This is a genomic window from Leptospira fainei serovar Hurstbridge str. BUT 6 (assembly GCF_000306235.2).
GTDB classification, from domain to species: Bacteria; Spirochaetota; Leptospiria; order Leptospirales; family Leptospiraceae; genus Leptospira_B; species Leptospira_B fainei.
The window spans coordinates 714636-732123 of sequence record NZ_AKWZ02000010.1; the positions used below are offsets into that span (position 1 = coordinate 714636).

Here is a 17488-nt window from a genome sequence, read left to right on the forward strand (position 1 = left end):
AATGACACTTCCCGGTTTTAAAGATAGCGAAACGATAAAAAAATTTATCGGCTTAAAGAAATTCTTCAGATCGCATGAGACTAAAATATCCAGGGAACGAATCGAAGATTTCAAGAAATTCTCCAAACTGATTAATTACGGCGGGGATGAAGTCGCGTTTGATATTTTAGGATCGCTTAATTTCGGGCAAGCTACCGTCGATTCCGACACCGATATCGTGATGTACACTCGTTGCGAAGATAGTAAAATGGGCGAATGCGGTTTGGAAAATTGTTATAAGATTTCCTTATTCAAACATATGTTTTTGAATTTGGTCACCTTCGAACATAATTCCAATGCTTACAAATTGGAAATCGTCGATTGCATCAACCTCAACCAACTCGAAAAAGATATCGCAGATGGAAACGAATCCTCCGCGCTGATCATTCGATTCTGTTTTTATCGATCCATTTGCAGAGGAGTAAATCGCAAACTTTTACATAGGTACGAAAATATGATTTCAGAGCGCCTTCCTCTTTGGGCAAGCATTTCGAAATCGGTCGAAGAGTGTTTTGACGGTATAATAACTTCTTCTCAACATACATATTCGTTTCACAAATATGCGGGAAGATTGGAGGAAAAGGGAATAAAATTACCCGGTTCGATGGCCGTCAAAATTAAGGATTATCTCAAGCAATGATCACTTTTCTTACTTTGGTTGCGGCTCTGGGCGCGGCTGCCTTGTTTTTTCATGCGTTAGCTTCGGTGGATAACAAGCGCATGGATAAGAAAGAAGCTCTCCGTAAGAAAGATCGAAATGGGGAATATGGGGATCCGAAAAAAGTCTATGGCGGAAATTGGGACCCGAATCTTCCAAGACCTAGGATTTGCCCCGTGTGCGGTAGATTATTAGAAAAGCACGAATACCTTTATGCCGTGCTTTTCGAACCGGCAAGCCCCGGCGTCAAACGACAAGCACGGATTTATGGTTGCCGATATTGTTACCTCGGATTGGATGATTCGAGTCCCGTAAAAGAGGAAATCGGAAAAGATTCTCCTTCACCACGACCTATCCAGGATGAAGAACTCGGCCTCTGAAAAAAAAATCGCCACTGTCGGATTATCCAGTCCGGTAGGAATATTAAAGGGTGTAGGACCAAAGAAGCAAGAAGTCCTAGAAACCGTAGGAATAAAAACGCTCCAAGATCTTTTACTATGGTTTCCTCGCAAATATCTGGATCGCAATCTTACGGAAAATATTCTCCTGAAACAGGGAGAATCGGTAACCCTTATTTTAGAAATAATAGATTCCTACCTTGCTCACGGTAGAAAATCCAGACTTGTAGTTTCCGCTAAAACTAAAAATAACGAACCGGTCAGCCTCGTATTCTTTAAAGGAATTCAGTATTTTCGAAGAATATTGCAATCGGGTTTACTGATTGCAGCGACCGGTAAATTGGAATACTTCCGAGGTTTTCAGTTAATTCATCCGGATTACGAAGTTCTTTCTTATGGAGGTAACGCCGAATTAAGCGAGGAAGATCTTCCGGAATCGATTCATACGGGAAGAATCATACCGCTTTATTCGACGACAGAGGCGCTTCGAGAAGAGCATTTGGACTCCAGAGGATTGAGACGGTTGGTATTTCAGGCCTTGGAAACTTTGGAAGGAAAAATAACGGAAATCCTTCCGAGAGAAGTCGTAGCTAAAAGAAATCTTTTGCAACGGGCGATAGCGTTTAAAGAGATACATTTCCCGACAGAAGAGGGGAATTTGTTGAAAGCCAGGAATAGATTCAAGTACGAAGAATTATATTATTTTAATTTACTAATAGAATATAAAAAATCCCAACGCGCAAAAATTCCTCGCGTATTTTGGCCTTTGCCCGAATCACCGACGGCTAAGAGTCTGATTTCGAATCTGCCTTTTCAGCTTACTAAGGATCAGAAGGAAAGTCTGGCTAAAATCGAGGAAGGCACCAAAGCAGATAGACCCGCAGCCTTCCTTTTGCAGGGAGACGTAGGTTCCGGGAAGACTCTTGTCGCCTTGTTAACGGCTCTTCGTTACACGGATAATAATATCCAAGTGTGCATGGTCACACCGACGGAGATCCTAGCTCGGCAGCACTATCAAACCGTACTGAATTTTTTAGGGAATATGCCTTTTTTAGGAATCGAACTTTTGGTCGGCAAAGAACCCAAGAAGACTCGTGCGGAAAAATTATACCGAATCAAGAAGGGAGAATCGTCGTTTATTATAGGGACACATAGCGTATTTCAAGACGACGTTGAATTTAAGGATCTCGGTTTAGTAATAATCGATGAACAACACAAGTTCGGAGTGGAGCAAAGGGAGAAGCTTCGAGCTAAGGGAAAAAACCCGGACGTTCTCGCAATGACGGCCACTCCGATTCCTAGAACGCTCTGTCTAACTTTATACGGCGATTTGGAACTCGTAACTCTACGCAATAGACCCGCGGGCAGAAAACCGATCAAAACCCATTGGTTTACGAACGACAGAAGAGGCGGCGTATACAACTCCATCCGCAAATACGTCGCTCAAGGTCGCCAATGTTATATCGTTTATCCATTGGTAGAAGAGTCCGAGAAATCGGATCTCAAGTCCTGCATCGAAGGCTATGAAACTCTCAGAAAAGAAATCTTTCCGGATTTCTCCGTCGGCCTATTGCACGGTAAATTGGATGCCTCAGAGAAAGACAGGGTGATGAAATCCTTTCAGCAAAATTCCATACAGATTTTAGTCAGTACCACCGTAATCGAAGTGGGGGTCGATGTACCCAACGCATCCGTGATGGTTATCGAACATGCGGACCGATTCGGAATCTCTCAACTTCACCAGCTTCGCGGGCGAGTCGGCCGGGGAAGTCACGAAAGCTTCTGCATACTTTTATCGGAATCGCAAACGACCGAGGAAGCAAAGTATCGAATTCAGGCCCTCTTGGATTCCGACGACGGTTTCATTTTATCAGAAGCGGATCTTAAATTAAGAGGTCCCGGGGAACTCCTAGGTGTTCGTCAAAGCGGTCTGCCTGACTTCAGAATCGCCGATCTGAGAGAAGATAGGGAATGGATAGAAGCTAGCAGAGAGGATGCGGAAAAATTCGGAAGTATCGGGGATTTGGAAAAATATGAGATCTCGAATCGTTTTACGGAAGGAGCTCTCCTATTTTCCAACTGAGTGCATGTAAATCAAAAGCCCCCGAAGCTTTTTTCGAAGGCTTTCCAACCGTATCGATCTCTCTTTAAGAATGATCAGTAAACGTAGGGAATAAGTACCTTATCCGCCACCAAATTACAGTCGAATCCCCCGATCTTGAGCGAACTTAGGTTAATCAAGAGCGCCCTATTTGCGCAATCGTCGACGTCCGCTTTATTGTAGTATTTACTTTCATCCACGTTGGCAAGTTGGTAGGAAACCAAAGCGATGATCGAAGAAGAATTCGGACTTACGGAAGCGCCGATTACTGCGCTCGTTACGATTCTATTCTTAGCCTCATCGCCTTTTACTTTCTCAGGGATAGTAAGTCCGATCTTGTCTATCACATAGCAATTCATAAATAGCATGAGCGGTAGAAAAAGAGTGACGAGTCGTTTCATCCGGAATCTCCTAAATAGTTTTTACAAGAAATTTCGGTTTTTAAATGAACTTCAATCCAATTTCTTTCTAAACCGAATCGGATTCGTTGATTTTTTCGCTTAGCGTTCGAGCAAACGGCTCTTCATCGTTCACAAAAATCCCTTTTCTCTCTTTTCGTCCGAGATAAAATGGAAAATATGCGTTCACAGGCCTTAAAGTTTTCCTTCTTTTTCATTTTGCTATCGATCGTGTTTTTAGCGGCTCCTGACCGATTTGCCGAGAGTGAATCAGATCCGTATTTAGGACAATTGCCGATCTCCTATCTAATCGGACAGTTTCCTTCCGAAAAAATTTTAGCTTCGTATAAAAATCCCGGCGATTCCCGAGCATTCCTTTTGCGGAAGGAAACTCTAAGCGCCTATCTAAGATTAGTCGACGCATATAAGAAGGATCATCCCGAAGAAAGACAAATTCCATTCATCGTATCCGCGCAACGTTCCTTCAATGATCAAAAAGGTATCTGGGAGGATAAGTTCACCGGAAAACGAAAGATGAGAGAAACCGTTCAAGGAAAATCGCCGACTCAAATCGTTACGTTAATCCTGGAATTTTCAAGTGCACCGGGAACATCCCGTCATCATTGGGGAACCGATATAGATATAAACGCTTTAGAAAATTCTTATTTTGAGAAAGGCGGGCGCGGGGAAAAGCTCTATCAATGGATGATAAAAAACGCCTCAAAATACGGTTTCTGTCAGCCTTATTCTCCCAAGTCGGAGCGCGGAAATAAAGGATACAACGAAGAAAAATGGCATTGGTCCTACGCAAAATTAGCGAACCAATTTCAAAAAGATTGGGAAGAGGCTTATAAAAAAGGTACCTTAAATTTGTCCGGAAAATTCCTAGGCTCGAACGTTTTAGGAGAATTGCCTCTCGAATACGTCCATGCAATAAATCCTAGTTGCCGGTCAATTCGCTAAATAACTGTCGAAAAACGAAACTGCCCGGCTTAAATCACGCGTTCGTAAAAAATTTGTTTCGAACATTTTAATTTTTATCTAGTTTTCCTTCATTCCGAAGAAAAAAACCGAAAAGAAAATATTCTTCTTTGCCTGTTTTTAGAAAGGTTCGATTTTCGGGAAAGATCTCCTTCTCCATTTATCGTTTATAGGAACCGGAAACGTTCCTGGGCATAAAGGCGGTCTAAGAATTGTTGGCAATATGAATGTGAAAACCGATATCATTTCCGAAGAAATCGCTTCATTGAACGAAAAGGTAATTCGAAAAGGGATTACTCTCTTCTCGACCAGTGATAAGTTCGAGGCATCGATTTTTAGTTCTTATTCCTTTTTTTCCAAATCGCTTTCTATCTTGGATGACCGACCCAATTTGAAAGTCCAAGCGTTTCGTTTTGCGGACGTTTTTCCCACTTTAAAAAACTGGAAACAAATCTCGGATCATATTCGCTTATATTTTATCGAATGCCCGACCGAACTTCCTATTATATTAAAATTCGGATTAAAGGTTCTCTTATCGAATCCGCTCTCCTCCTTCATGCTCGCTCAAATTACAGGAAAAATGCTCCTTTTCTTTGCCCGATTCTTCATAGTGGGGGAGAATTACGGCCAAGCAAAAAAAACGATATATGAACGTTATAGAATCGGAATATCTAATACGATCGATATTTTAGGGGAAGCGGTTCTTTCGGAGACCGAAGCGGCCGAATATTCGCAAAAATATCTTACTCTGATAAAAGATATTTCCAACGATGAAAAACTTCGAAAGTTAAGCTCATTTTTACCGAATAGAAAAGCCGACGGGAACGTATCCGTAAAATGCTCCGCTCTATTTTCGCAACTCGACCCTTTAGCTTTCGATGATTCGGTTGCGGCGTTAAAGGACAGGTTGCGACCCATTTTCGAATTAGCGATGTCCAAGAATATTTTCGTGAACTTGGATTTAGAACAGTATGAAACAAAGGAAATTATACTGACCGCTGGATTGGAACTATTTTCCGAACCGTTATTTCAGGATTACCGGCATTTCGGACTAGTCATACAGGCTTATCTTCGAAGCTCTTTACGGGATCTAAATAGGGTAATAGAAGTTTCTAAAGATCGAAAATACCCCCTGACAGTTCGATTAGTAAAAGGCGCTTACTGGGAATACGAAATAGTCCAATCCAGACAAAAAGGGTGGGAACCGCCGGTATTTCTTACAAAAATCGAAACCGATATCAACTATGAGCAATGCACGGAATTACTTCTAAAATCTCACCCTCATATTTTTCCCGCATTCGCAACTCATAATATTCGAAGTATCGCTTATGCTCTTACCTTATCCGACGAATTAAAGATTCCAAAAGAAGATTATGAAATTCAAATGTTATATGGAATGGGAGACCCGTATAAGAAGGCGCTCAGGAAATTAGGCGTCGGTGTCCGAGAATATTCTCCAATTGGGGAAGTCATTCCTGGCATGGCATATTTAGTTCGAAGATTATTGGAAAATTCGACTAATGAAGGCTTTCTGAAGAACATTTACTCCAAGAAAACCGACAGAACCAAGTTTTTAGAAATTGATAAGAAGGCAAACGCATGAACTTTAGAAACGACTCGCAAGCTTTAAAAAACGAGCCAATTCGAGACTTCTCGCTCCTGGAAGAACGAGAGAGGTTGAATAAAGCATTGCACGACATTCGAAACCGATTTCCTCTCCGAGTTTTTCCGATCGTAAACGGAAAGAGTATCACTGTAGCTGAAACGCACGCGGCCCTAAACCCTGCGAATCTGAATGAAAAAGTGGCTTTGATCGGATACGCCGATAGAAGCTTGGCGGAACAAGCGGTTTCCGCATGCGCGGATTTTTCGGAAACCTGGAGAGAACGAGACCCGTTCGAACGAAGCGAAATCCTCCGCAACGCTGCCAGAATATTACGTAAATCTAAAGATGAACTTACTGCATTAATATTGCTGGAGGTAGGCAAAGGCATCAAGGATACCGACGCAGAGATTGCGGAAGCGATCGATTTCTGTGAATTTTACGCACAAGAATCGGATAAACTCGCTTCTCCTAGATTCCGAAATCTCGAAGGAGAAGACAATTCGTTCGTATATCGTCCAAGGGGAGTCACTGCAGTGATTGCGCCCTGGAATTTTCCATTAGCGATACTTTGCGGAATGACTATCGCGCCGTTAGTCACCGGCAACACGGTTATTATGAAGCCTGCGGAGCAATCCTCGGCGATAGCTTGGACTTTATTTAAAATCCTGATCGAAGCCGGAGTCCCCGTTGAAGCTCTGCAATTTTTACCCGGTAAAGGGGAAGAGATCGGCTCTTATTTAGTCAATCATCCGAAAGTTCACACCGTTAATTTTACGGGCTCGAGAGCGGTCGGATTGCAAATGATACGCGAAACTTCCGGATTGAATCTGAAATTTATCAAGCGAGTCGTTGCCGAAATGGGAGGAAAAAACGCGATCATCGTCGATGAGGACGCGGACCTAGACGAAGCGGTCGCCGGATCTCTTCAATCGGCATTCGGTTTTCAGGGGCAGAAATGCAGCGCCCTTTCAAGATTGATCGTATCGGATTCTTGCTACGATATTTTTCGTAAGCGGTTTTCGGAAGCCTTGCTCTCCATGAAAGCCGGTCCCCCCGAAGATCCGTCAGTAAAAATCGGGCCTGTTATCGACTCCGAATCGAAAGAAAGGATCGAAAGATTAACGAAAAAATTCGATTCAAACTTATACCGAAAATTGGAAATCTCGCCGGATTTAAAATCGAAAGGATATTTCGTGGATCCATTGCTATTAGAAAGTAACGATTTTAATTCCGAGCTAGGGCAATCCGAATTTTTTGCCCCGATCGTAACCATGTTTAGAGTTCGCAATTTTAAGGAAGCTATCGAGTACGCAAACGGAGTCGATTACGCCCTTACCGGCGGAGTTTATTCACGAAATCCTAATAACATACTATTGGCTAAGCGCTCCTTCGAGGTCGGCAATCTATATATTAATCGATCCATTACCGGAGCGATCGTCGACAGACAACCGTTTGGCGGATTCAAACTCTCCGGAGTCGGAGCGAAGGCAGGTGGACCTGATTATTTAAAACAATTTTTAGAGCCGGTTTCCATAACCGAAAACACGATGCGCCGAGGCTTCATTCCCGAACTATAACAAGTCTTTATAAACTTTCCAACTAGTCTCGAGTATCACCTTCGGGTCGCTATAAGCGCATTTCCAACCCAAAAGCTTCTCGGCAAGTTCAGCCTTCGCCCATAGTTTTGCCGGATCGCCCGCGCGACGCCCGGATATCGTATAGGGGATGGGCTTACCGATCACTTCTTCTGCCAATTTAAGAATTTCTAATACTGAATGGCCTTTTCCGGTTCCTAAATTGACCGTCAAGGATTTGCCTTCGCGCAGAAGATATTCCAAACTCAAAACGTGGGCCGACGCCAGATCGCTAACATGAATATAATCCCGGATACAACTTCCGTCCGCCGTATCATAATCGGTTCCGAATACTTCCATACCGGAGCGCATTCCCACGGCCGCCTCCATGACGATCGGCAATAAATTCGCAGGAGTCTTTTCGAGCCCTAAAATTCTACCGCGCGGATCGTAACCCGCCGCATTGAAATACCGAAGTGCGGCATATCTAAATCCCTTGAGTCGATCATACCATCTCAAATTTTCTTCGATTGCCAACTTTGTATAACCGTAATAATTCTCCGGTTGCAAAGGATGATTTTCATCCAAAGGAAGGTATTGCGGTGCCCCGTACACGGCGGCTGAGGAGGAAAAAACAAAATTTTTCGTTCCGACCTCCTCCATGAATGTCAGAAGCTGGATAGACCCCGCAATATTATTCATCGCGTATTTATTAGGATCTGTCATCGATTCACCCGCGGCCTTCCAGGCGGCAAAGTGAAAAACTGCCTCGATTTTTTTAGAGAACGCTTTCTCTAAAATCTTACGATCGTGGATATCGCCTTGTAAAAACTCGCATTGAGGAAAAAGATTCTTTTCGTTCCCCTTTTCCATGTTATCCACTATCAGAACTTCATAATTTTTCTCTAATAGAAGAGCGACGACATGGCTTCCTATATAACCGGCTCCCCCGGTAACGAGAACCCTCACCGGTGATCCATGACTCCGCGATCGCTGTTTTTAAAAAATGCGATAATACTTTGAACTTCCGGAATGTGATTTCCTTGCTTTTCTAACGCTTCTAGAGCTTGGCGATAATTCATGCCGGAATGATAGATGACTTTATATGCTTGCTTGATCGCTGCCCTAACTTCGGGAGAAAATCCGCCCCGCTTTAAACCGACCGTATTCAACCCTATAATGGTGCAGGGATTACCGTCAGCCGTAGTAAACGGCGGAACATCCTGAACAACTTTCGCACAACCTGCGACCATCGCATAGTCTCCGACGAAACAAAACTGATGGACGGCAACCAATCCTGAAATGAACGCCTTGTTCCCAACCGTAACGTGTCCCGCCAGTACCAATCCATGGGTTAGAATATTATCATCTCCCACGATGGAGTCGTGCCCAACGTGCACATTTCCCATAATATAGTTTCGATTTCCGATTACGGTCGGCGAATCGACTTTGGTTCCTCTATGGATATTAGAATATTCCTTAAACGTGTTATTATCGCCGATAAGGGTTTTAGTAGGAGTATTCGGATCGAACCCTAGGTCCTGGGGAACGACTCCGATAACTGCTCCGTGATAAACGTGATTAAATTTGCCGAATTTCGTTCCGGAAAAAATTCGAGCTCCGGTTTCGATAATCGTTCCTTCGCCGACGACCACGTCTTTCTCAATGATCGTATATGCTCCCACTTCAACGGATTCGTGCAATTCCGCCTTTGAATCGACGATGGCTGTAGGGTGAATTTTCATTCTGTTTCGCCTCTATAAATCTTCGAGAATACGAAAAACGACCTGGATTTTTTATTCAAGCTATAAATAAATGGGGGAGAAGGGATTGCTTCCGTCGTTCCGAACTGCGTTCGACATTGATTAAGGAATCGAATCATCGGCAAAGATTTTTTCCTTCCGGGGGAGTTAGTATGTTAATAGATTGGTCTCGTTTGGAATCTTTAAAACAGGGAGACGACGAAGAGGACAAACTTTGGCTGGAAGAGATGGTCCGCTCCCTGCGTAAGAATATGAATAGTCGTTTGGAAAATATAAAATCATTCGTAGCCGAGCAAAAACCCAACGAGCTCAAGGCCGAATTACACCAAACGAAAGGCGTCGCTGCAAATTTCGGTTTAATCGGTTTGCAAATTTCGGTAACCGATGCTGAAACAAAATTAAAAGAAGGGGATTTGCCGGGAAGCTTGAAGCTATGCGCGGAATTGCCGGAACTCTGGGAAAAAACGAAAATGGAGCTGGCGCCGAAATTCCCCGAATAAACAAAATCGATAAGCGACGCGTAAGATACCCGGCAGTAAAATCCGGCTGCCTTTACGAATCGACAAATCATACAATTAAATAAATCATAATATTCGAAAATCAATCGTTCGATAAATTTCGTAAGATTCGGCCGACTCACCATTAGTAGACAAAACCTCCGCTTAACCGATTGAATTAAAATAAAAAGAAGGGTAATTTTATTTTTTACCCTTTCGTTCCAAAAAATAGGAATCAACCTGGTCGGTTAACGGTTTGATTTTTTCTTCATAAGTCAGAATCGCTTCGACGGTTTTTTCGTACAAGCTCATCAAAAGCGCCTGCGCAGCGTCACACATTTGCTCCTTTCGAAATTCCTCCACGTGAAGAGTTTCCGTTATCGAACCGTCGGGGTTAAACGGCAAGGAAGCTAAAAGGTTCGAAACCACGATCTTATCGTCCCCCGCCACATGACTAGGGTCGAAAATGACGGGTAAAATCGTTTGATTTTTTGCGTGAGTTATTACGTTTAAATCCGGAGTATTTCTGCAATATCCTTCTTTAATGAAAAGGGTTTTCACTCCTCTTTCACAAAGAACAATATTCAAATTTCCTTGATTAGCAATGTATTCGGCGGCGGAAAACCATTCGATTGCTTCGTTTCCAAACCCTCTCTTTAAAATGACAGGTTTACCGGTACGACCGACGGCCTCCAGGAGCTCAAAATCCTGAGCGTTCCGAGTCCCGATCTGGATCATATCTGCGTGCTTAGAGACTTCTTCCGCCATGGTATGATCCATTACTTCCGTCACATAAGGAAGTCCTGTCTCTTCTTTTACCCGATCTAAAAGCTTGATACCATCCCAGCCCATTCCTCTCCAATCCGTCGGCCTAGTCCTGGGTTTGAACGCACCGCCTCGGAAAATAATTCTATCTAAGATTCCGAATTTTTTTCCGATTTCTACCGCCTGTTTGGCAATGGTAACCGTTTGATCGTACGTCTGAGGAGAATCCGGCCCAACGAGGAAGATATGTTTTCCGGTTCCGAATTTGCGAACGAGTCCATCCTGACCCTTCACTTCCACAATTCGATTTTCACGATGAACGACTTCTCCGTTTTTACCCGCAGCAGTTCGAGCGATATTCTTGTAAGGGAGCGATACGTTCCAAATACGAGTTACTCCTGGAAGCTCCTTCACATAGCCCTCTTTTTCGGAGATTTTACGAGTATCTCCAATGAAATGGATGGTGTCCGATACGACGGCGCCGCGGATAATCTCCGTTTGATTACCGCATTCCCCGGCTAAAGCCTTGATCTTGGCTTCCGTTTCAGGATATCCTTTCTCGAGTTCGACTATGTCCACGTAGCCTCCGCCCGATTACGGGCATGCCCCCTGATCGGGAGCCATTCTCATTCCAGGCTTTACGTTATACTCGGAACGTCAAGAAATCCGCGGGAAATGCTCTAGTGAGAGTGTTCTGGACCCGGAAAAATTCCATTAGAGACTTCTTTTACGTAATTTCTAACGGCTTCGGACACGTCTTCATAGCCGTTCATGTACGTTTTTAGAAACTTAGGATGAAAGTCTTTGTTTAATCCTAGAAAATCGTAGAGAACCAACACTTGGCCGTCGGTGGACGCACCTGCTCCGATGCCGATGGTCGGAATGGGAACGGAAGAACTGATCGCCGACGCCAAGGCTGAAGGTATCAACTCCAATACGATCGAAAAAGCCCCGGCTGCGGAAATCCCTTTTGCTTCATTTATCAGACGAGTTTTATCTTCTTCCGCCTTACCCTGAATTTTATGCCCCCCGAAAGCATTCACCGATTGCGGAGTTAATCCTATATGTCCCATTACGGGAATACCGATCTTTTCCAATTTATAAATAAGCTCTAAAATTTCCGGACTACCGCCTTCGAATTTCACGGCGTCACAGTCCGTTTCCTTCATGATCCGTCCGGCAGAACGAATTCCTTCCTCTAAGGAAACTTGATAAGATAAAAATGGTAAATCGACTACGATAAAGGAATTCGGAGCTCCTCTCCGAACCATTTTAGCATGGTAAATCATTTCGTCTAGAGTGACCGATAGCGTAGTACGATTACCCTGAACGACTACCCCGAGAGTATCGCCTACCAATATACAATCCACATCCGCTTCGCCTAAGATCCGGGCGAAAATATAATCGTAGCAGGTCAGAACCGAAATTTTTCTTTCGAGAGGTTTCTTTCCTTTAGGAAATATTTTATGCACATCTCTCATACTATCTCCTCCTCAGGATTTCCGAAAGAATCCCCTAAGGATCCTTCGCCTAACTCTTCCAATAATTCCTTAATGAAAGGACGAGTGTATAGACTGTGATGGGGAAGATGCAGTCCTTTTTCATGAAGTTTAAGTCGATCATAGGACAAGATATCGATATCGATCGTGCGCGGTCCCTTATCCTTTGTCCGCACCCTACCCATATCGTTTTCGATTCCGAGAAGGATGTCGAGGAGATCGTGAGGCGGAAGCAAAGTCGCAACTTCGACGAGCTGATTTAGAAAGTCGGGTTGATCCGTAACTTCCAAAGCGGCCGTATTCAGCGGCGTTCCTTTGCGAAGAATCTTCAGATCGGAACGGGCCTCTATCCTGCGAATCGCTTCCTTAAGAGAAGCTTCCCGATCCCCAAGATTTACTCCGAGACAGATGAACGCATGGTGCTCCATTATGCCTCCGTATGAACCGAGTGACTGAGTCTGTAATCCGGGCAATCCAAATGGATTTCCTTAGTCATCTCCATCAAACGGGAAAAAATTCTGCCCTCGGCCTTGTCTTTCCAGTCGGATAGGGAAATATTCGAGGTAAGTACGGTAACTTTCTCCTCTTCATATCGGGAATCAATTAAATCATAAAGCTGGGAATTTGCCCAATCCGATTCTTTGTTCGCTCCGAAATCGTCCAATACGAGCACTTCCACTTCCATGAATTGTTTTTTGATCGTCTGTTCCATTCCGTGGATTTCACTTTCTTTTTGATAGGTGTCGCGGATCGCCGATAAAAAGTCCCGATTGATTTTCGCGTATTTGCATTCCATTCCGTAACGCAAAATTAATTCGTTTAATATTGCACAAGCTAGCAGAGTTTTTCCGGACCCGGTATTTCCCCAAAGATATAACCCTTGCGCCGATCTTCCACGTTCCTCCCATTTCATAACTAGCTCGTGAGCCCAATCGTGAGCGATCAAAAAGGACATCTCGGTCGTATCCATTCTATCTAGAGTGCGATATCTATACTTCGCCGGAATCCCTGCTTTTTTAACTAAGGCTTCGATACGGTCCAATTCTATGCGAGCATCATGGCAAACGCAGGACATCATCCTATTTTGACTTTCGTCATAGACCATAAAAGGAGGTTTGCCTTTAGAATCACAGGTCCGACAGGAATCGCTCATGCACGAGCAGAGTAATAAAACTCCCGATGAGGAGTTTTTTACGTTTTCCTCCAAAAGGAAACCTACTCCGCCGCAAATTTTACAACCGGGAGATCCCGCTCGAATCGGGGTTAAATCATTCAAGTTCATGCTTCAGGCCCAGAATGCAAGAGTCCAAAGAGAGAGAAAGAAAGAAAAATCGAAGAGAAAGCCGGAAATCTCCCCGGTTTTCTAAAAATCTGCTCGCAATCTCGGTTCTTTGAGGGATTTTGGAAGGGTCGATAGATTCTACCAAGGTAGTTTTCGTCGGGACGCGAAAAAACGATTCAAGGCAAATTCAATTGAATCGGAAAAGAATTTTCGGTTATGTCCCTTATCCGGTAAAAAAGGGAAAATTTTTACTTCATGGGTTTATCTCGAACCCTGAGGAACCGATAGTAAAACAGGAGAAAAGGACTTTGTTGTTCTTTTCTCTAATCCTATCTTATGAAAGAGAAGGCACAGGTGTGAGCACTATGAAGGTGATGAAGACTATTTTCGTTCTTCTGGCCGTGGTCGGACTCAACCTCTCCTTGTTCGCACAGAACCAGCAGCAAGGCGGGGGACAACAGAACCAGCAAGAGGCCAAAGCGGCGGCCGATAAGATCGACGAACTCCTTAAAGGGGAACTTGTTCCCGAGGATGACGATAAAAACCTTACGGAAGAGCAGAAGCGTCGTAAGAAGGTGATCCAAGAACAGGAAGCTGTTTGGAAAAACCCCGACTTCAAAGGCTACGACAAGAACTTCCAAGAACTCCATCAGCTCTCTAAGGCTTTCGCGAACAACAAGTTCCGCCTGGCCCTAACCAGCTACCAATCCGGAGTTAATACCATCCTCAAGATGAGGGAAGCAGTCGAGCAGTACCGTAAGGAAGAAGCAGAGAAGAAGCGTTTGGACGAGAAATGGTATTGGCAAAAAGTCGACCGCAAAGCTCGTGAAGACCGCGTCGTTTCTAGGCTGAAACTCGAGGCGAAACAACAAGCCCTTAACTACTTTACCAAGTCCATTAACCATTTGGACGAGATCAAAAACCCAGACTTGCGCGAGCGTGCTGAGTTTAAGCGTCTCCTTTCGGATGTTTACCGTTCTTGGATTATTACCGAATACGACCTACAAAATTTACCTCAGTGTATCCCCATACTTGAGCTTTATATCGAGGTCGATGAAAACGAGAAGGAATACCCGGCTCACAAGTATCTTGCAAGCTGCTACGCCTTTGAAGAAAACATGATCAAGAAATACGGGGGCGCAAGCGAAGACCAGATGTTCAAATTCCGTCACAAGAAGAACATCCATTTACTCCGCGCAACCGAACTAAAATACGGGAAAGATTCGCCCGAATATAAACACATCGTAGCCTTGATTAACAAGGACGAAGTGATTTCGGTTCGCCCCTAACCCTCTTTCATAAAAAAGATAAACAAGCCTCGGTGGAAACACCGGGGCTTTTTTATTTGCGAACGTCTTTTTTCAAGATTTAAGTGACTCGGAGAATCCGCAAAGATCTTCTCTCTTGCAAAGAGATCCTTTGTTAATAGAAAGCAAGCTAATCGTTGACAAGCCGTTTAGACTGGAGAGCTAGTTCCTCTATATTCGAATGCAAGGTCCCAGAATTTTCCGCCAACGACGAAGCGGATTCCTCTATCGAAATGAGAGCCCTGGATACCTCGGCGGTTCCGGTTTTCTGTTCGGACGCGATAGTTTCCAATTGTTTGGATAAATCAAACAACTCCTGAAAGGATTTAAGAAAGGTGTCGTGGATCTTTCCTTGCTCGTGGATTTTCCCTCTTAGTTGATCCAGATTCGAAACTAAAATCGAAAAACTTTCATCTTGTATCCGCATCTTTTCCTTAGTTCCCGAAGACGCCGTGTTTCCGCTGGAAATCTGTTCTCCTGCCTGAGTAATAATTTTAGAAATCAAAGAAGCGTTCTGAGCGGCGCTTTCCGCAAGTTTTGCGACTTCCGATGCGACTACGGCGAATCCTCGCCCGTGTTCGCCTGCTCTAGCCGCTTCGATAGAGGCATTTAAGGCCAGAAGATTAGTTCGATCTGCGATTTCGCGTAGTATCTTATTTACGTCTTCGACCTTCTGAAACGAATCCTTGATATCGATAAAATTCGTGTTCAACAGATCCATAGCATTGGAAACTTCTACGCTGTATTTCTTAGATTCTCTCGTGGTTTTTTCCAAAAGCTCCGTGGCGTATTTGACTTCGGACAATATTTTATTTAAGGTGCCGCTCTCCCGATTCAAATCTTCGATTTTCTTAAATTGGGATTTAACGAAAGAACCTGCATTATCCATAGAAGCCGATAGTTCCTCCACCGAGGCGGAAATTTCCTCAACGCTCGAAACCTGCGATTGAATTTCATTATTCAATGAATCCATCGAATTTTGCATATTAGATACGTTTTTATTTAAGGCATCGGCTTCGTTTTGAATCCGATTTTTAGTAACTTCGGCCTCTTTAGATTTTTGGCCGGATTCAATAGCGGACAAAGACGCAGAATCCGCCGCACCGCTCATGAATTTTACGACTGCGCTAGCGATATGAATTCCTAATGTAAACGCGATTAGGTTCACTCCTACTAACAAAGCCGACATCTCGGACGGAGATTTTGCTAAGAACGGAATCTTAGCGCCGGAATATACCGGAACATAAGCCATCACGGCAAGAAAAAAAATCCCAAGGTAGCCGACGATTAATGTGATCTTATACGATAGTAAAAATCCCGAATACATTACGATGAAAAGCATCGCCATCATGAAAAACGGAAGATTTGCTAAGGATATCTTTTGCTCGATTGTAGAGGATGTACTGATCAGTAAAATGAAGACGGATGAGAAGATTATCATATCCGAAATTACCGAAGAAAAAGCCAACCAATTTGAGAATCTCCCCTTTTTAGTAAGATAAATGATGAAGATTCCGTAGAATAAAACCGCAGATTCCAAAGCGGTATTAGTCAGACTAACCCAGCGATTATCCGAAGGAACGGTAAACAATGCAAATATGTTAATGGAAACCATCACGAATGAAAAAGCAATTCTGACCTTGTTTGCTAACAGGTTTCCTTCTTGCCGAAATTGAATATTCTCTATTGACATAAGTGAATCGTAGTCTCCGGAAATTCGATAGGTCTAAATGGAATGAAATCGGGAGCAATCTAAAATAGAAATTAAAATTTAGTTCGTATGACTTTATAGAATTATAGATTCGGAAGAAGGAAAATCAATTTTACTACCATCTATTGTTGAAATTAACCCAAACAGATTAGTGATACGAAAGGGAAACAACTCAGCGACATGATATCAGTATTACGAAAATTCATCCGATAGTTTCATTCGGCATGAAAATATTCCGCGCGGGAGATCCCCGTTGCTTTAGATGGGAATATCAAAAAAATATTGCATCCAACCTTTTCTTCGTTTATTCCTGAGGGATGCTTTCAATTAGATTTATTCGAAGTTTAAACTATTTGGCTCCGGCAATCGTTCTCTTACTCTTACAAACCTCTACTAGCGATTTATACGCCTGCCGGCAGGATTACGATTGCACCGCAGGAGCAGTCTGTATTAAATCCCAAAGTTCTCAGTATGGAATCTGCCTAGGCGGTGATAGCCCAGGAAGGTCCAACGATGATTATTTGGACCCTGACCCTACGGATCAATTCTTAGGCGTCACCTGCAATGAGAATCTCAATTGCACACGCGGCAAAGTCTGTTTTAAGACCGGAGACAGTGAACTTGGGGCTTGCATTCCGCAAGGATGGCTAAAGCGGAAGGATATCAAAGGCTTGTCTGAAAAAGGGAAATAATCCCGATTATGCGGTCCCCCGATCGTAAATCCGCGATCCGCCAAAAAAACTCGTAACAAATTTTAATCGGGTTTGATAAAAGGCAAAATGCGGTACGAAATGCGGTAGATCAGGTAAAAACCCCTATTGATTTCGAAATTAGCGCAAGAATCCCGGTCGCAAATCCTAAGATTGGACGATTGTTTTTTATCAATCGGTTATTCTATAACCTGGAATT

The 17488-nt window shown here is 43.5% G+C and carries 17 protein-coding genes; 9 read left to right on the plus strand and 8 right to left on the minus strand.

Going from position 1 to position 17488, the window contains the following annotated elements:
- Window position 1: 1 nt before the first annotated feature.
- The 3 genes from LEP1GSC058_RS12470 to recG are packed head-to-tail and all read left to right on the plus strand — an operon-like array spanning window position 2 to window position 3178.
- A complete protein-coding gene (locus LEP1GSC058_RS12470) occupies window positions 2-679 on the plus strand; it encodes a hypothetical protein (protein ID WP_016549972.1) in 678 nt (225 codons plus the stop codon).
- Window positions 676-1077: a hypothetical protein gene (locus LEP1GSC058_RS12475; RefSeq protein ID WP_016550451.1), complete on the plus strand. Its 402-nt coding sequence runs from the start codon at window positions 676-678 to the stop codon at window positions 1075-1077. The genes LEP1GSC058_RS12470 and LEP1GSC058_RS12475 overlap by 4 nt, the downstream gene beginning before the upstream one ends.
- Window positions 1058-3178: an ATP-dependent DNA helicase RecG gene (gene recG / locus LEP1GSC058_RS12480; RefSeq protein WP_016549698.1), complete on the plus strand. Its 2121-nt coding sequence runs from the start codon at window positions 1058-1060 to the stop codon at window positions 3176-3178. The genes LEP1GSC058_RS12475 and recG overlap by 20 nt, the downstream gene beginning before the upstream one ends.
- Before the next feature lie 74 nt (window positions 3179-3252).
- On the opposite strand, the gene LEP1GSC058_RS12485 is transcribed toward recG, so the two are convergent.
- Window positions 3253-3597, minus strand: coding sequence for a TIGR04452 family lipoprotein (locus LEP1GSC058_RS12485; RefSeq protein WP_016549501.1), 345 nt, complete (start codon window positions 3595-3597; stop codon window positions 3253-3255).
- 168 nt (window positions 3598-3765) lie between these two features.
- On the opposite strand from LEP1GSC058_RS12485, the gene LEP1GSC058_RS12490 reads away from it, so the two are divergent.
- From LEP1GSC058_RS12490 to LEP1GSC058_RS12500, 3 genes are all read left to right on the plus strand, one after another.
- Window positions 3766-4557, plus strand: coding sequence for a M15 family metallopeptidase (locus LEP1GSC058_RS12490; protein WP_016549844.1), 792 nt, complete (start codon window positions 3766-3768; stop codon window positions 4555-4557).
- 241 nt (window positions 4558-4798) lie between these two features.
- Window positions 4799-6178: a proline dehydrogenase family protein gene (locus LEP1GSC058_RS12495; RefSeq protein WP_039948359.1), complete on the plus strand. Its 1380-nt coding sequence runs from the start codon at window positions 4799-4801 to the stop codon at window positions 6176-6178.
- On the plus strand, window positions 6175-7758 hold the full coding sequence (locus LEP1GSC058_RS12500; RefSeq protein WP_016550172.1) for an aldehyde dehydrogenase family protein: 1584 nt from the start codon (window positions 6175-6177) through the stop codon (window positions 7756-7758). Before LEP1GSC058_RS12495 ends, LEP1GSC058_RS12500 begins: the two co-directional genes overlap by 4 nt.
- On the opposite strand, the gene galE is transcribed toward LEP1GSC058_RS12500, so the two are convergent.
- Window positions 7753-8724, minus strand: a complete 972-nt coding sequence (gene galE, locus LEP1GSC058_RS12505; RefSeq protein WP_016549663.1) for a UDP-glucose 4-epimerase GalE — start codon at window positions 8722-8724, stop codon at window positions 7753-7755. The two genes, LEP1GSC058_RS12500 and galE, sit on opposite strands and share 6 nt — an antisense overlap.
- Window positions 8721-9500 (minus strand): acyl-ACP--UDP-N-acetylglucosamine O-acyltransferase, encoded by a 780-nt coding sequence (gene lpxA / locus LEP1GSC058_RS12510; RefSeq protein ID WP_016549448.1) that lies wholly within the window; start codon window positions 9498-9500, stop codon window positions 8721-8723. Before lpxA ends, galE begins: the two co-directional genes overlap by 4 nt.
- Before the next feature lie 170 nt (window positions 9501-9670).
- Between lpxA and LEP1GSC058_RS12515 the strand changes: the two genes are divergently transcribed.
- On the plus strand, window positions 9671-10018 hold the full coding sequence (locus LEP1GSC058_RS12515; protein WP_016550963.1) for an Hpt domain-containing protein: 348 nt from the start codon (window positions 9671-9673) through the stop codon (window positions 10016-10018).
- A 198-nt stretch (window positions 10019-10216) separates the two neighbouring features.
- Here LEP1GSC058_RS12515 and LEP1GSC058_RS12520 read toward each other — a convergent pair whose 3' ends face one another.
- The 4 genes from LEP1GSC058_RS12520 to LEP1GSC058_RS12535 all read right to left on the minus strand — a co-directional run bounded on the left by LEP1GSC058_RS12520 (window position 10217) and on the right by LEP1GSC058_RS12535 (window position 13561).
- A complete protein-coding gene (locus LEP1GSC058_RS12520; RefSeq protein WP_016549946.1) occupies window positions 10217-11359 on the minus strand; it encodes an N-acetylneuraminate synthase family protein in 1143 nt (380 codons plus the stop codon).
- Window positions 11360-11460: 101 nt separating this feature from the next.
- A complete protein-coding gene (panB, locus tag LEP1GSC058_RS12525) occupies window positions 11461-12261 on the minus strand; it encodes a 3-methyl-2-oxobutanoate hydroxymethyltransferase (protein WP_016550810.1) in 801 nt (266 codons plus the stop codon).
- Entirely contained in the window at window positions 12258-12707 is a 450-nt protein-coding gene (gene folK, locus LEP1GSC058_RS12530) for a 2-amino-4-hydroxy-6-hydroxymethyldihydropteridine diphosphokinase (protein WP_016550865.1), read from the minus strand. Before folK ends, panB begins: the two co-directional genes overlap by 4 nt.
- Window positions 12707-13561, minus strand: coding sequence for an ATP-binding protein (locus tag LEP1GSC058_RS12535; RefSeq protein ID WP_039948360.1), 855 nt, complete (start codon window positions 13559-13561; stop codon window positions 12707-12709). Before LEP1GSC058_RS12535 ends, folK begins: the two co-directional genes overlap by 1 nt.
- Before the next feature lie 365 nt (window positions 13562-13926).
- On the opposite strand from LEP1GSC058_RS12535, the gene fcpA reads away from it, so the two are divergent.
- On the plus strand, window positions 13927-14850 hold the full coding sequence (fcpA, locus tag LEP1GSC058_RS12540) for a flagellar coiling protein FcpA (RefSeq protein ID WP_020987698.1): 924 nt from the start codon (window positions 13927-13929) through the stop codon (window positions 14848-14850).
- Between the two features lie 148 nt (window positions 14851-14998).
- Here the strand turns inward: fcpA and LEP1GSC058_RS12545 are convergent, their stop codons facing one another.
- Complete coding sequence (locus tag LEP1GSC058_RS12545) at window positions 14999-16561, minus strand: methyl-accepting chemotaxis protein (protein ID WP_016550515.1); 1563 nt, start codon at window positions 16559-16561, stop codon at window positions 14999-15001.
- A 335-nt stretch (window positions 16562-16896) separates the two neighbouring features.
- Here LEP1GSC058_RS12545 and LEP1GSC058_RS20180 point away from each other — a divergent pair, with 335 nt between their 5' ends.
- Window positions 16897-17271: a hypothetical protein gene (locus LEP1GSC058_RS20180; RefSeq protein ID WP_198014405.1), complete on the plus strand. Its 375-nt coding sequence runs from the start codon at window positions 16897-16899 to the stop codon at window positions 17269-17271.
- Window positions 17272-17488 lie beyond the last annotated feature (217 nt).